This is a genomic window from Iamia sp. (assembly GCF_035575815.1).
Classification (GTDB): Bacteria; Actinomycetota; Acidimicrobiia; order Acidimicrobiales; family Iamiaceae; genus Iamia.
Map to the genome: position 1 here is coordinate 1 of NZ_DATLXO010000054.1, position 14,716 is coordinate 14,716.

At 73.2% G+C, this 14,716-nt stretch carries 11 protein-coding genes and 1 pseudogene; all 12 read right to left on the bottom strand.

The annotated features are described in order from the left end of the window. Positions 1-424 (bottom strand): flavodoxin-dependent (E)-4-hydroxy-3-methylbut-2-enyl-diphosphate synthase (locus tag VNL12_RS05190; protein ID WP_325592170.1); only part of this gene is annotated, 424 nt, incomplete at its 3' end. A 3-nt stretch (positions 425-427) separates the two neighbouring features. Then, on the bottom strand, positions 428-1,801 hold the full coding sequence (locus VNL12_RS05195; protein ID WP_325592172.1) for a site-2 protease family protein: 1,374 nt from the start codon (positions 1,799-1,801) through the stop codon (positions 428-430). A 28-nt stretch (positions 1,802-1,829) separates the two neighbouring features. Further along, positions 1,830-2,996 (bottom strand): 1-deoxy-D-xylulose-5-phosphate reductoisomerase, encoded by a 1,167-nt coding sequence (gene dxr / locus VNL12_RS05200; RefSeq protein ID WP_325592174.1) that lies wholly within the window; start codon positions 2,994-2,996, stop codon positions 1,830-1,832. 43 nt (positions 2,997-3,039) lie between these two features. After that, entirely contained in the window at positions 3,040-6,186 is a 3,147-nt protein-coding gene (locus tag VNL12_RS05205; RefSeq protein ID WP_325592176.1) for a phosphatidate cytidylyltransferase, read from the bottom strand. Positions 6,187-6,250: 64 nt separating this feature from the next. Further along, a complete protein-coding gene (gene frr, locus VNL12_RS05210) occupies positions 6,251-6,820 on the bottom strand; it encodes a ribosome recycling factor (protein WP_325592177.1) in 570 nt (189 codons plus the stop codon). Positions 6,821-6,833: 13 nt separating this feature from the next. Next, complete coding sequence (pyrH, locus tag VNL12_RS05215) at positions 6,834-7,562, bottom strand: UMP kinase (RefSeq protein WP_325592180.1); 729 nt, start codon at positions 7,560-7,562, stop codon at positions 6,834-6,836. Between the two features lie 5 nt (positions 7,563-7,567). Then, complete coding sequence (tsf, locus tag VNL12_RS05220; protein ID WP_325592182.1) at positions 7,568-8,362, bottom strand: translation elongation factor Ts; 795 nt, start codon at positions 8,360-8,362, stop codon at positions 7,568-7,570. 275 nt (positions 8,363-8,637) lie between these two features. After that, positions 8,638-9,516 (bottom strand): annotated as a pseudogene (gene rpsB / locus VNL12_RS05225) (30S ribosomal protein S2); the annotation flags it as partial. A gap of 260 nt (positions 9,517-9,776) precedes the next feature. Next, positions 9,777-10,376, bottom strand: coding sequence for a M23 family metallopeptidase (locus VNL12_RS05230; protein ID WP_325592186.1), 600 nt, complete (start codon positions 10,374-10,376; stop codon positions 9,777-9,779). Positions 10,377-10,726: 350 nt separating this feature from the next. After that, a complete protein-coding gene (locus VNL12_RS05235) occupies positions 10,727-11,602 on the bottom strand; it encodes a tyrosine recombinase XerC (protein ID WP_325592189.1) in 876 nt (291 codons plus the stop codon). A gap of 111 nt (positions 11,603-11,713) precedes the next feature. Beyond that, positions 11,714-13,027, bottom strand: coding sequence for a DNA-processing protein DprA (locus VNL12_RS05240; protein ID WP_325592191.1), 1,314 nt, complete (start codon positions 13,025-13,027; stop codon positions 11,714-11,716). Then, positions 13,024-14,544 (bottom strand): YifB family Mg chelatase-like AAA ATPase, encoded by a 1,521-nt coding sequence (locus VNL12_RS05245; protein WP_325592194.1) that lies wholly within the window; start codon positions 14,542-14,544, stop codon positions 13,024-13,026. Before VNL12_RS05245 ends, VNL12_RS05240 begins: the two co-directional genes overlap by 4 nt. Between the last annotated feature and the right edge of the window lie 172 nt (positions 14,545-14,716).

The window sequence follows — 14,716 nt, forward strand, 5'->3', positions numbered from 1 at the left end:
CGTTGACCCCGATGCGGATCGGGACGTTGCGGGCCTTGGCCTCCTCGGCCACCAGCTTGATCTGGGCCGGCTTGCGGATGTTGCCTGGGTTGAGGCGCAGACAGGCCACGCCGGCGTCGAGGGCGGCCAGGGCCAGCTTGTACTGGAAGTGGATGTCGGCCACGATCGGCACCGGCGAGCGGGGCACGATGCGGGCCAGGCCGGCGGCGGCATCGGCGTCGTTGCAGGTGCAGCGCACGATGTCGGCCCCCGCGGCGGCGAGGGAGTAGATCTGCTGCAGCGTGCCGTCGACATCGGCGGTCTTGGTCGTCGTCATCGACTGGATCGACACCGGCGCGCCGCCGCCGACGGTGACCGGGCTGGTGGAGTGGGCCAGGGTGACGGCGCGAGTGGCGCGGCGATCGGCGGTGGTGCGGACCTGCATGGGTCAGTTGATCTCCAGCTCGTTGAAGATGTCGAGGTACAGGGTCGAGACGAAGATCAGACCCAGGACGATCACCACCACGTAGGTGAGCGGTAGCAGCTTGGCCACATCGGCGAAGTACCGGCGGCTGAGGCCCTGGCGCTTCTCCTGGAACTTCTCGTACACCGCGATGGCGACGTGGCCGCCGTCGAAGGGCAGCAGCGGCACCAGGTTGAACAGGCCGATGAACACGTTGATGAGGGCGAAGAGCAGGATCAGGGCGGCGGGCCCTCCGCCCTCGCCGGCATCGACGCCGATGCGGAACACGCCCAGCAACGACAGCAGCCGGTTCTCACCCTCCTGCTCGGAGCTGGCCGAGGACGACGCCGAGGATCCGCTCCCGGACGAGCCCGGTTCGGTGTCGGGGCTCTCGGCCGGTTCGTCGCGGGCGTTCGCGACCTGGCCGCCGAAGTCTGCGATGCCGCTCGGGGTGAAGAGGCGCCCGAGGGCACCCACCGACTGGCGGGTGACGGTGCCGAACTCGCCGAACGCAGCGGGCACGCCCTCGATCGGGGACAGCTTCTCGACCGGGACCGCGCCGCCGACACCGAGGAAGCCGGCCCGGCTGTCCGTCGGGTTCGCGCCCAGGGTCACGTCGACCTCGCGGCGCTCGCCGCCCCGCTCGACGGTGAGGGTGACATCCTCGTTGGGCCGATCGGCGACCTGGGCGCGCAGGTCCTCGAAGGTCGCGGTGGACCGACCGTCGACGGCGACCAGGTCGTCGCCGTCCCGCAGCCCGGCCTCGGCCGCCGCGCTGTCGGCCGTGACCGACGACACGCGCCACTTACTCTCGTCGGGGGAGATGGCGCCACCGGGCAGGCCGAAGCCGACGAGCAGCACGTAGAGCAAGACGATGGCCAGGATGAAGTGCATCGTCGAGCCGGCCACGGCCACGCCGAAGCGCTGCCAGAACGGTTTCTGACGGTAGGTCTGGGCCTCGTCGGCGGGATCGACGTCTTCGATCTCGTGCATCCCGACGATCTTCACGTAGGCCCCGGCGGGGATGAGCTTGAAGCCGTACTCGGTCTCCCCCCGCTGGAACGACCAGATGCGGGGGCCGAAGCCGAGGAAGAACTCGGTGACCTTCATGCCCGCCCGCTTGGCCATCACGAAGTGGCCCAGCTCGTGCAGGAAGATCATCACCACCAGGCCGAGGACCATGGCCAGGCCGTAGATGCCGGTCGCGGTGGTGAGCCAGACGAGCAGGGCGAGCACCCCGGCGAGGCGGACCCACTGGCCCGCGGTCATGGCGCCGTCGGGCGGGGTCGGGGCGCCGGCGACCTCGTCGGCGATCTCGGCGGCCCGTTGGGGCGCAGCGGGCGGGTTGTCGGTGCTCAACGGACGCTCCTGGGGGGCGCGACGACGCTCAGGCCCGCTCGGAGATGATGCGGTGGGCGACCTCGCGGCCCCGCCGATCGATCTCGATCACGGCTTCGGCACTGTCGGGATGGGCTCCATCATGCCGTGAAAGGGCCTCGTCGAGGACGTCGGGGATGGTGATCCACCGGATCCGCCCGTCGAGGAAGGCGGCGACGGCCACCTCGTTGGCTGCGTTGAGCCACGCCGGGGCGCCCCCTCCGGCCCGGCCCGCGGCGTAGGCCAGGCCAAGGCAGGGAAACGCCTCGTGGTCGGGGGCCTCGAAGTCGAGCCGGGACAACGTCGCCCAGTCGATCGGTCCTGTGGCCACGGTGGAGCGGTCAGGGTAGGCCAGCGCGTAGGCGATCGGGAGTCGCATGTCGGGCATCGAGAGCTGGGCGAGGGTGGCGCCGTCGGTGAACTCGACCATGGAGTGCACGATCGACTGCGGGTGGACGACCACCTCGATGCGGTCATAGGGCACGGCGAAGAGCTCGTGGGCCTCGATGACCTCGAGCCCCTTGTTCATCAGCGTCGAGGAATCGACGGTGATCTTGGGGCCCATGGCCCACGTCGGGTGGGCCAAGGCATCGGTGACGGTGACCGCGGCCAGCTCGTCGCGGCGCCGGCCCCGGAACGGTCCGCCGCTGGCGGTGAGCACGACCCGCCCCACCCGGTCCGGCCCGTCGGGATCCGCGCTGCGGAGGCACATGTGCACCGCGCAGTGCTCGCTGTCGACCGGCACCAGCTCGGCCCCGGGTGTGGCGCGCACCTGGCGCACCACCGGTCCCCCGGCGATGAGCGACTCCTTGTTGGCCAGGGCCAGGCGCCGGCCGGCGGCGAGGGTGGCGAGGGTGACGTGGAGCCCGGCGAAGCCGACGACCCCGTTCACGCAGACATCGGCCTCGGCGCCCAGGCTGGCCAGGCCGTCGGTGCCGGCACGCACCTCGACCCCCGGCAGCTGGGCGCCGAGGGCGGAGGCCTGGGCCTCGTCGGCCACCGCCACCACCGGCGCGCCGGTGGCCCGCGCCTGGGCGACGAGGAGGTCGAGGTTGCCCCCGCCGGCGCCGAGGGCCACGACGCGGTAGCGGTCGGGCTCGGCCGCGACCACGTCGAGGGTCTGGGTGCCGATCGAGCCGGTGGAGCCGGCCAGGGCCACGGTGACCGGTGCGGTCATCGGCGCACCACCACGTCGTGGAGTGCCGTGATCGCAACGGCCGTCAGGAGAACGGGCCGAGGGAGAGGAGCACGGCGCCGTAGTACACCGCCGGCAGCACGAACAGCAGGGCGTCGAAGCGGTCGAGGATGCCGCCGTGCTCAGGCAGGATCGAACCCATGTCCTTGACCCCGAGGTCGCGCTTGATCAGCGATTCGCACAGATCGCCCAGCGGCGCCGCGAGGGCGGCCACGAGACCGATCTGCAGCGCTGCGGACAGACCGCTGAACGGCGCCACCTCGAGCAGACCGAAGACGACCATGGCGAACAGCGCGACCACGACCCCGCCCACCAGGCCCTCGATGGTCTTGTTGGGGCTGGCGTCGGAGAGCGTCCGGGTTCCGATCGTCCGCCCCACTGCATAGCCACCGATGTCGTAGCCGACGGCGGCGATCACCGCGGCCAGCAAGATGCCCACCCCGTCGGGCCGGCTCAACATCAGGGCGGCGACGGAGCCCAGGCCGGCGACCCAGCCGATGCCCAGCAGCGTCACCCCGGCGCTCTCGACCACCCGGGCGTCGCCGTCGGCCCCGACCAGGTGCCACGCGAGGATCGTGGCCACGGTCATCACCGCGAGCAGCGGGTAGGCCTCGATGCCCTTCCAGTAGACCGCCAACGGGTAGCAGACGGCCGCTGCGAGACCGATCAGGGTCGCGGGGCGGTAGCCGGCGCGACGGGCTGCGTTCTGGAACTCCACCACGCCCAGGAACAGGATCACCATGACCAGCACCAGGGCCGCGGCGGGACCGAGCCAGAAGGCCCCGAGGGCGATCGCCGCCGCGCCCACGCCGACGCCGACGGCCTTGCCGACGTTGCGCCCGGCACCCCTTCCCGCGGCCGGAGCCGCGTCGGGTGCGGGCCGGGCCGGGGCGATCCGCCGGCCGACCCGGGGTGGCGGGGCAGCGATGGGACCTTCCTCGACCGGTTCGGGGTCGATGTCGTAGGCGTAGACGTCGTCGTGGTGGGGCCGGTCGTCGTCGAGCGCCCCGACCCTTTCCTCGTCGTCGTCGATGAGGTCGTCGAAGCCCTCGTTGCCCCAACGGCCGTCGTGGCCCTGCCAGTGCACAGCGGGCGTCGAGCCCGAGGTGGCCGGCGCCGGGTCGTCCACGTCCTCGCCGACGAGCACGCGAGGCAGCTCACCGGTGGGTGGGTCGGTCCAGTGCGGCAGAGCCACCCGGCCCGACGGCTCGTCAGCGAAGTCGAACACCTTGCCGGGCGTGTCAGCCCATCCCCCGTCGTCGTCGAAGAGCGCGGCGCGCGCCGCAATCTCCTCCGCAGGCTCGACCGACTCGGGGTCGGGATCGTCGTTGATCACGACGACGGAGTCCTCCTCGTCGGGCGGGACCCAGGCGGCGGCGACAGGGAAGGTCTCGGCCACGGTGAGATCACCGGCGCCGGACTCGACGGGGTCGGCCTCGGGCTCGGCGGAGGGCGCATCGAGCCACTCGGGGACATCCTCGGGTTCGTCCACGGTCACGTCCGACCACTCAGGATCAAACCGGGGCCGATCGGGAGCCGCCCCCGACCACTCGCGAACGTCGTCAGGCTCATCCACGGTCACCTCCGACCCCTCAGGCACGTCTTCCGGTCCATCAACGGCAGCCCCGATCCACTCAGGGACATCCTCAGACTCGTCGATGGTTTCCTCGAGCCACCCAGGAACGTCCTCATCGCCATCGACGGCCACATCCCACCACTCGTGGAGGTCCTCGAGCCGGTCGGGAGCCACCCCAGACCACGCCGGAAGGTGCTCAGGCCCGTCGGCGGTCGCCCCCGACCGCTCAGGCACGTCCTCGTGCACATCCCCAGGCTCGTCGCCGATCGTCCCGAGCCACTCGGGAACGTACTCAGGCCCATCGGCGGTCAGCGCCGACCCGGCGACGCCGTCCGACCCGTCGAGGGGCTCCTCCGACCACCCGGGGGCGTCCTCAGGCTCGTCGCCGATCGTCTCGAGCCATTCGGAAACCTTCTCCTCAGGCCCATCAGCGGTCGCGTCTGGCGGTTCGGGGACATCCTCAGGCTCGTGTCGGGTCGCGGCGAGCCATCTGGGGAAGTCCTCGGGCCCGTTGGTCGCCTCTGTGGACTCGGGGGCGTCCTCGGGCCCGTCGAAGGTCACCTCCGACCACGCAGAAACGCCCTCCGCCTCATCAACGGTCACCTCCGACCGCTCAGGAGACGCCTCCGACCGGTCGAGGATCGCCTCGGACCACGCAGGGTCGGCCCCGGACCAGTCGGGGGTCGTCTGCGACCACTCCGGCGTCGCCTCGCGCCACTCGGAGGCCGCCTCGCCGACCCTCTCGATGCCCGCGTGCTCCCGATGGGCATCCTCGACGGGTGCATCCCCGACGGGTGCATCCTCGACGGGTGCATCCTCGACGGGGGCGTCCTCGGAGGGACCATCGTCGCGCCAGGGGAACAGGCGTCGGCCCAGCCAGCGGCGGGCGGGGGCTGGGACCTCCTGCGCGTCGGCGTCGCCGTCAGCCCGGTCGCCGGATCCGTCGGTCACGTCGATCACGGTCTCAGGCGTGACCACGTCGAGGGCTTCCACGGGTCCGGTCTGAACGGCCGCGCCGTCGAAGAGGATCGGGGCCTCGGGCTCCGGGGCGACGTCGGGCGCGGCAAGGTCGTCGTCAGCCCCCCGCATGGCGGCGGTGGGCTCGTCCCAGCTGCCGTCCCAGAGATCACCCTCGTCCTCACCGACGAAGCCGTCGGCCCAGGACAGCTCGGCCGGGGCGTCGACAGCGGGGGTGGCCCCCGTCGTCCACGCGACCACGTCGTCGTGGGGCGCGTCCCACCCCGCCGCGGCCTCGCCCCAGGTGCTCTCGGCCGGCCAGGGGTCATCGGCGGCGTCTTCGATGGCGGGCTCATCCCATGCCGGTGGTGGCCGGGGGTCGAAGCGGGTGCCCTTGGCCGGACGGACCGGTGGTGCGTCGGACGGATCCGCGCCGGCGTCGAGCGGGAACCGCAGGGCGGGCTTGGGCCCCATCGGGGGGCGCGCCGGTCGGTCGCCGTAGCGAGGAAGGTGCTCACCGCGGCGCTGAGCGACGTCGCCCCGCTCGATCGCCTCGGCGGCCTCCTCCGCACCGATGATGCGCACCCCTTCGGCCGGATCCCCTGGGAGGCGTACGTCACGCCTGCGGTCGTCGCCCATCGATCTCCTTCGGTCGTGCCCCGCAGGACAGGGTCGGTGCGGCGCCCAGAGGCGGCGCGCCGGCTCAGTCCTCGAGCAGCTCGGTCTCTTTCTGGCTCAGCGCATCGTCGATCTGCGCCTCGGTGCTGTGGGTCAGCGCGTCGATCTCCTTCTCGGCCCGGACGAGGTCGTCCTTGGACAGGTCCCCGTCCTTCTCGAGGGACTCCAGCTCGGAGCGTGCCGTGCGACGCGCGTTGCGCACCGAAACCCGGTTGTCCTCGGCCATCTTCTTCACGATACGCACCAGGTCCCGACGGCGGTCGCCGGTCAGGGGCGGGAAGCTCAGGCGGATCAGGTTGCCGTCGTTGCTGGGGTTGAGCCCCAGCTCAGAGCTGCGGATCGCCTTCTCGACCGCCGGCACGGATCCCTTGTCGTAGGGGGAGATCACCAGCTGGCGGGCCTCAGGCACCGAGATGTTGGCCATCTGCTGCAGCGGCACCTCGGACCCGTAGTACTCGACCATCAGCTTCTCGACGAGCGCCGGGGAGGCGCGGCCGGTGCGGATCGACGCGAACTCGTGGCGGGCATGGGACACCGCCTTGGTCATCTTGTCGCGGGTGTCCTCCAAGACCATCGTCACCAGCTCGTCGCTCATCGGCCCGCTTCGATCACTTGACCAGCGTACCGATCGCATGGTCGCCGTCGAGGACACGCCGGAGGTTGCCGGTCTGGGTCACGTCGAACACGACGATGGGCAGGGAGTTGTCCATGCAGAACGTGATCGACGTCGGGTCCATCACGTTCAGACCCCGGTTGAGCACGTCCATGTAGCTGACCTGGTCGAGCTTGGTGGCGGTGGGGTCGACCTTGGGATCTGCGGTGTACACGCCGTCGACGCCCGAGTGGGTGCCCTTCAGCACCGCTTGGGCCTCGATCTCGGCGGCCCGGAGGGCGGCCGGGGTGTCGGTGGTGAAGAACGGGCTACCGAGCCCGCCGGCCAGGATGACGACCCTCCCCTTCTCGAGGTGGCGGATGGCCCGGCGCCGGATGTAGGGCTCCGCGATCTGGGCCATGTGCACCGCGGACTGGACCCGCGTGGGCTGACCCAGCTGCTCGAGCACGTCTTGGAGGCCGAGGGCGTTGATCACCGTGGCCAGCATGCCCATCTGGTCGGCCTGGGCCCGGTCCATGCCCTCACCGGCGCCGATCTGGCCGCGCCAGATGTTGCCCCCGCCGACGACGACGGCGACATCGACCTGGTGGCTCTGGCGGACCTCGACGATCTCGTTGGCGAGCATCCGGAGGGTGCCTCCGTCGATGCCGTAGCCGATGTCGCCGGCGAAGGCCTCGCCCGAGAGCTTCAGCACGATGCGGGACCAGCGAGGTCGGTCTCCCATGGGGCTCAGGACCCGACGACGACCTGGGCGAAGCGCACCACGTCGGCGTCGCCGAGCAGCTGCTTGACGCTGGTCTTGTCGTCCTTGACGAAACCTTGCTCGAGCAGGACCCGCTCCTTGAACCAGGCGGTGAGGCGGCCCTCGACGATCTTGTCGAGGGAGGACTCGGGCTTGCCCTCGGCCCGGGTGATGGAGGTGAGCGTGGCCCGCTCCTCGGCCACCTCGGCCGCAGCGATGTCCTCGCACCGGGTTGCTTGGGGCCGGGTGAAGGCGATGTGCACGGCGACGTCGTGGGCGACCTCGGCGGGACCGCTGTCGAGCTCGACGATGACGCCGTTCACGCCCCGGCCGTCCTGACGGTGCACGTAGGAGTCCAGCACGTGTCCGGCGCCGGCCTCGATGCGCACGATCTGGCCCAGCTCGATGTTCTCCTTGAGCACCAGCTTGAGGTCGTCGATGGCCTCGACCTTCTGGACGGCGGCGTCCTCCCCGTCGGCTACGACCAGCGCGGCGATCTCCTGGACCAGGCCGGTGAACTGGTCGGACTTGGCCACGAAGTCGGTCTCGCACTTGAGCTCGACGATGGCGGCCACCGCGCCGGACTGGGACACCGCGACGGTGCCCTGGCTGTTGTCCCGGTCGGAGCGGGTTGCGGCCTTGGCCAGGCCCTTCTCGCGCAGCCACTTGGCGGCCGCCTCAGCGTCGCCACCGTTCTCCGAGAGGGCCTTCTTGGCGTCCATCATCCCGGCGCCGGTGGCCTGGCGCAGGGCCTGGACGTCCTTGGCGGTGAAGTCGGCCATGACTAGGGCTGCTCGGTGGCGGACGCGGCGGCGACGGCGGCCGCCTCGGTGGAGGTGGGGTCGGGGGTGCCGGCAGGGACGTCGTCGGATGCGGTCTCGCCCGGGATCGAGTCGGGGGCGGTGCCCTCCTCGGCGGCGGCCGTCGCCGCGGCCTCGGTGGCAGTGGCGTCGGGCGGCGTGGCGGGGGCGTCGACGGCAGCGGTGCTGGCCGCCTCGGGGGCCTCGTCGTCGGGCGCGGCTTCAGGGGCCGCATCTGTCGTCGGGGAGCCGTCGACGGCAGCGGTGCTGGCCGCCTCGGGCGCCTCATCGTCGGGCGCCGCGGCCTCAGGGTCTGCGTCTGTCGTCGGGGGCCCGGCGGCGAGGCGGGCCTCGCGTGCGGCCGCGGCGGCCGCGGCCTGGTTGCGGGCCTCGGCCTGCTCGGACGCGATGCGCTGCTCATCCTCGGCCGAGCGGACGACCTCCGCCGCGGCACCGCTGCGCTTGGAGGCGATCAGGCGGCCCTCCTCGACGGCGTCGGCGATGATCCGGCACATCAGGGTGCCGGAGCGGATCGCGTCGTCGTTGCCGGGGATGACGTACTGGATGACGTCGGGGTCGCAGTTGGTGTCGACCACGGCCACCAGCGGGATGCCCAGCTTGTTGGCCTCGGTGACGGCGATGTGCTCCTTCTTGGTGTCGAGCACGAACACCGCGTCGGGGGCCCGCTCCATCTGGTGGATGCCGCCCAAGTTGCGATCGAGCTTCTCGAGCTCGCGGCTGAGGAGGAGGGCTTCCTTCTTGGGCATGGCCTCGAACTCGCCGGAGTCCCGCATCCGGCGGTACTCCTTCATCTTGGCGACGCGCTTGGAGATGGTCTCGAAGTTGGTCAGCATGCCGCCGAGCCAACGCTGGTTGACGTACGGCATGCCACACTTCTCGGCGTAGCTCTGGACCGGGTCCTGGGCCTGCTTCTTGGTCCCCACGAAAAGCACGGTTCCACCCTCCGCGGTCATGTCCCGGATGAAGGAGTAGGCCGCCTCGAGCCGGGTCAGGGTCTGCTTGAGGTCGATGATGTAGATGCCGCCGCGGTCACCGTGGATGAACCGCTGCATCTTCGGGTTCCAGCGTCGCGTCTGGTGCCCGAAGTGGACACCTGCGTCGATGAGCTGCTTCATGGTCACGACGGGCTGATCCACGTCGACTCCTCTCCCAACGGTTTCGCAACACCTGGCCCTGACGTCGCGGGGCGACGACCGTGGGGGGACCGGGCTGATCTCTCGGTGGTGGCTCGACCGAGGTGGCCGAGCCGAAGGCCGAGTGTAGGCGCCCCTCCCCTGCCGGCCACCAGCCAGCGGTCAGCTGGCGGCACGGCGGTGGTGTCCCGTCGGTGGTGACCCTGGACCACGCCACGCCGCAGGCGGATCAGGCGCCGGGGTCACCACGGTGACAGGGCCGGGAACCGGAAGCCCCCCGGATCGTATCGAGGGCGGCGGGTGCCCGCGTCGGCCTCGGGGCGGCGGGTGCCCCGGTCGGATCGGGGGCGGCGGGCGCCGGGCGCGAGGATCCCGGCGCTGACCGGACCGCCGTCGAGCGGCACCAGGCGCACCCACGGTGGCCCGCGTGGGCCCCACAGCGACGCGGGGTCGATGTAGGCCTCTCCCCGCCGGGCGCCGACGTGCAGGCGCGATCCGGTGGAGCCGATGATCTCACCCCTCTCGACGGCCTGGCCCGTCGTGACGCCGATCGAGGCCAGGTAGGAGTACGAGGTGCGGATGCCATCGGGGTGGGTGATGGTGACGTGGAGGCTGCCGGCCACCGGCCCGGAGAAGCTGATCGCGCCTCGTCCGGCGGCCCCCACGGGGGTCCCCGGCGCAGTTGCGTACTCGATGCCCCGGTTGCCCGGCAGCCAGGGCTGCGGTGGCGGGCGGAACGGATCGGTCACCGGCGCGTCGACCGGCGGCGAGTAGGTCACGCCGCCTTCCTGGGCGCCCACCACCGACGCGTCGGTCAGGGCCAGGCCGGCCACGACGACCACGACGGCCAGGGCCAGCCGCGCGCCTCGTCGCGAGGCGCGGGCGGCGGGCGGTGCTTCCCCACGGCGGGCGGGCGCGGGGGCCGAGCTGCAAGTGCAACCTTGGGTCGCGCCGCAGGCGGGAGCGCCGCTGCGGGCAGGCGCCTGTTCGACGCCGTCGGCGTGGGGTCCGGCGCGGGCGGTAGACGGTGGTTCCCCGCCGTCGACGCCGTCGGCGTGGGGTCCGGCGCGGGCGGTGGACGGTGGTTCCCCGCCGCGGGCGGGGGGCCCAGGGCGGGCGGAGGGCGGCGGCTCCACGCCGTCGACACCGGGTCCGGCGCCGCGACGGTGCGCTGACGCACCGCCGGGCGGGATCAGGCGCGAGGGTGTGTTTCGGTGTGCACCCGCCGGAGCCGTTCGCGGCTGACATGGGTGTAGATCTGCGTGGTGGCCAGGTCGGCGTGGCCGAGCAGCTCCTGCACCACGCGGAGGTCGGCGCCACCATCGAGCAGGTGGGTGGCGAAGCTGTGGCGCAAGGCGTGGGGGTGGGTCATCGTGGGCGAGCGGCGGTCGAGCACCCGGCGCACGTCGCGAGGCGTGAGGGGCTTCAACCGCCGGTTGACGAACACCACGCCGGGGTCGGCCCCGCCGACCATCTCCGAGCGCACGGGCAACCACGCCCGCAACGCGGCCACGGCGGGATCGCTCATGGGCACCATGCGCTCCTTGGCCCCCTTGCCCAGCACGATCACCAGGCCTCGGTCGAGGTCGAGCGCCGCCACGTCGATGCCACAGAGCTCCGACACGCGCAGGCCACTGCCGTAGAGCAGCTCCAGCACGGCGTCGTCGCGCCGGCGGAATGCCGCCTCGCCCGGGTCGTCGGGATCGGGCCCAGCCGCCATGAGCTCGCCGATCTGGTCGTGGCGCAGCACCTCGGGCAGGCGCGCCTCGCCGCGGGGGGCGGAGAGGTCGACCGACGGGTCGGTGGCGATGCGCCCGGTGCGGGTGGCCCAGCCGAAGTAGCGCCGCAGCGAGCTGGCGTGGCGAGCCATGGTGCGCGACGCCAGCCCGCAGGACGACAGGTAGGCCAGGTAGCGCCGGAGCGTGCGGTGGTCGACTCCCTCGGGGCCGTTCAGGCGGAGCCGCCCCGCCCAGGTCGTGAACCGGGCCAGGTCGCTGCGGTACGCGGTGACGGTGGCCGGGCCCACGCTGGTGAGCGAGAGCAAGAAGGTGTCGGTCTCCCATGCCACCGCGCTCACGGTACCGGCGCCCCCGGGCCCGGGAGCCGATCCTCCCCGGGCACCCCGTGAGCAGCAGCACCAGGACCGCCGGGACAAGGAGCAGCCAGGCCAGGGTGGCGGTCATGGCCGGGACCTCCTCTCGACCCGCCCGGTGTCACGGTCGACCCACCGGTCGGACTCGAGGCCGTCGAGCGCCACGGCCAGGGCCCCGAGCCCGAGCCCGGTGCGGCCGGCCAGCGTGTCGAGCGACGCGGGCTCCCACCCCAGGGCCCGGAGCACGCGACGGCCGTCGCCGGTGGGCCGCGGACGGGGGTCGAGCAGGGTGCCCTCGTCGGCCGCCGCCCCGGTGACACCGGCGGCGGTGAGGACGTCGTCGGGTGAGCAGGCCACCTCTGCGCCCTGGGAGAGCAGCCAGTTGGTGCCGGCCGATGCCGCCGACCGCACCGAGCCCGGGACAGCGAGAACCTTGCGGTCGCGCCGCAGGGCCTCGTCGACGGTGTACATCGAGCCGCCCGAGCGTGGGGACTCGACCACCACCACCACGTCGGCCAGCGCCGCGACCAGCCGGTTGCGCGCCGGGAACCGCCACCGCGCCGGCTCGGTGCCGAGCGGGTACTCGCTCAGCACGACCCCCCGATCGGCGACCTCGGCCCACAGGGCGCGGCTGCGGGCGGGGTAGACGACGTCGAGCCCGCTGCCGACCACGGCGACGGGTGGGGCACCCCCGGGCCCGGCCGCGAGGGCCCCTCGGTGGCCGGCGGTGTCGATGCCCACGGCCAACCCGGACACCACCCGAACTCCGGCCCCGGCGCAGGCGACGCCGAGCTCGTGGGCGAACTCGGCGCCCGCCCGGGTGCAGCGACGGGTGCCGACCACCGCCACGGTGGGCCCCGCCACCGCCCCCAGATCGCCGGCGGCGAACAGGACGACCGGGGGTTCGACGTCGTCGACCAGTCGCCCCGGGTGCAGGGCGTCGCCGAGCACGGTGACGACGACCCCGGCGTGGGCCTCCCAGCGCTCAGCCACGTCGTGGCTGCGCGCGGCACGGGCCCAACGCTCGGAGACCTCTGCGCCGGTACGGCCCAGCACCGCTGCCACCTCGGGCACGAGGTGACCGCGACCGGCGGCGACGGTGCGCCAGGCCTCGCGCCCCGACGACGTGTCCCACAGGGCGCGCAGGCGGGCCGGCCCCATGCCGGGGAGACCGGCGAGCGCCACCCACCAGGCCGCGGCCGGTAGGTCCTCAGAGGACCCGGAGCGCAGCGTGGTCGGCTCCGACCGGGGCTCGGGCCCGATACCGGCGTCGCGGCGCTGGTCGGCCGCCGGCAGGCCATCAGAGGGCCCCGAGTGCGGCGTGGTCGGCGGCGGCGGCGGCGGCGGCGGCGGCGGCGTTCCGAGCATCGCGCCGGCCTCGGGAGGCTGTACGGCGCTCATGCCGCGGATTCCAGGTAGCCGCTGGCCTCGCTGCGCAGGGTCATGGCCAGCGCGACCGGCTCGGCCCCGAGCGGGGCATCACCATCCTGGCCGTCGAGGTCCGCGATGGTGCGGGCCACCCGCCGGACCCGCGCCAGGCCGCGGGCGGTGAGGCGGCCTTGGCGGAGGGCGGACTCCAACATGCGCCGGGCGCCCGGGGTGAGGGGCGCGACCGCGTCGAGCCGCTCGCCCGGGACGGCGGCGTTGGTCGCCACCCCGCGGTGGGCGGCGACGGCACGGGCCCGGGCCACCCGCTCGGCCACCGCGGGGGTCGCCTCGCCGGGCTCGGTCGACAGCAGCGCCGTCGGGTCCGGGCGGTGGACCTCGACCCGGAGGTCGAAGCGGTCGAGCACCGGCCCGCTCAACCGGCGCCGGTACCGGGCCCGGGCCGCATCGGAGCACCGGCAGGCGCCGGGCTCGGTGGCCTCGCCGCACGGGCACGGGTTGGTGGCCGCCACGAGCAGGAAGCGGGCCGGCAGGGTGACCGATGCCCGGGCCCGGGCCACCCTCACGACGCCCTCCTCGAGCGGCTGGCGAAGGGCGTCGACGACCGAGGGCGGGAACTCGCCCAGCTCATCGAGGAAGAGGCATCCACCGGTGGCCAGCGACATCTCCCCGGGCCGCAGTGCGGCGGTGCCGCCCCCCACCAGCGCCACCATGGTCGAGGAGTGGTGCGGGGCCCGGAACGGCGGGCGGGTGATGAGCCCACCGCCAGGAACCGCCACCCCCGCGGCGGAGAAGACCCGGGTGGCGGCCAGCGCCTCGAGCTGCGCCAGCGGCGGCAGCAGGCCGGGCAGCCGACGGGCGAGCATGGTCTTGCCCGCGCCGGGCGGCCCGACGAAGAGGACGTGGTGCCCACCGGCGGCGGCGATCTCGAGGGCCTGGCGGGCGACGGGCTGGCCCCGCACGTCGGACAGGTCGGGCGGGGGCGGCTCGGGCGGCGCCTGCGGCGGCTCGGGAGGTTCGGGCCACGGCGCCTCGGCCCTGAGGGCGAGCACGGCGTCGCCGAGGCGCTCGATCGGTCGCACCTGGTGCCGGCCGACGAGGCGGGCCTCGGCCGCCGACGACGCAGCCACCACCACCACCGATGACGACAGGGCGTCGACGAGTGACACGGTGCCCGCCACCGGCCGCACCGTGCCGTCGAGCCCCAGCTCACCGAGGCACCCGAGGTCGCGCACCGCGGAGCTCGGCACCTGCTCGGTGGCGGCCAGCACGGCCAGGGCGATGGCGAGGTCGAGACCGCTGCCGACCTTGCGCTCCGAGGACGGGGCCAGGTTCACCGTGACCCGGCGGTTGGGCCACTCGAGCTGCGAACAGAGGATCGCCGCCCGTACCCGGTCGCGCGCCTCACGACACGACGCGTCGGGCAGGCCGACCACGGTGAAGCCGGGCAGACCTGGGCCGACGTGGACCTCGACGGTTACGGGTCGACCCTCGACGCCGAGGATCGTGGCGGACGAGACGGTGGCGAGCACGGGGCCCTCCGATGCGGTCAGCGCGGACGAGAGCCGCGCAGCGTGCGAGCGGAGGGCCGTTGACACCGGCCGACGAGCGTGGGCCGCACCCTACCCAGGGGGTGCGACAACCAGTCCTGGGCGTTGCCGAGTGCTCGATCCGACCGCGGAACCTCAGAGGTCATCCGAGAGC

Excerpts from the sequence above, each read along its gene's own strand:
- dxr (WP_325592174.1), bottom strand. The coding sequence starts at position 2,996 with ATGACCGCACCGGTCACCGTGGCCCTGGCCGGCTCCACCGGCTCGATC.
- VNL12_RS05205 (WP_325592176.1), bottom strand. The coding sequence starts at position 6,186 with ATGGGCGACGACCGCAGGCGTGACGTACGCCTCCCAGGGGATCCGGCC.
- frr (WP_325592177.1), bottom strand. The coding sequence starts at position 6,820 with ATGAGCGACGAGCTGGTGACGATGGTCTTGGAGGACACCCGCGACAAG.
- pyrH (WP_325592180.1), bottom strand. The coding sequence starts at position 7,562 with ATGGGAGACCGACCTCGCTGGTCCCGCATCGTGCTGAAGCTCTCGGGC.
- tsf (WP_325592182.1), bottom strand. The coding sequence starts at position 8,362 with ATGGCCGACTTCACCGCCAAGGACGTCCAGGCCCTGCGCCAGGCCACC.
- VNL12_RS05240 (WP_325592191.1), bottom strand. The coding sequence starts at position 13,027 with ATGAGCGCCGTACAGCCTCCCGAGGCCGGCGCGATGCTCGGAACGCCG.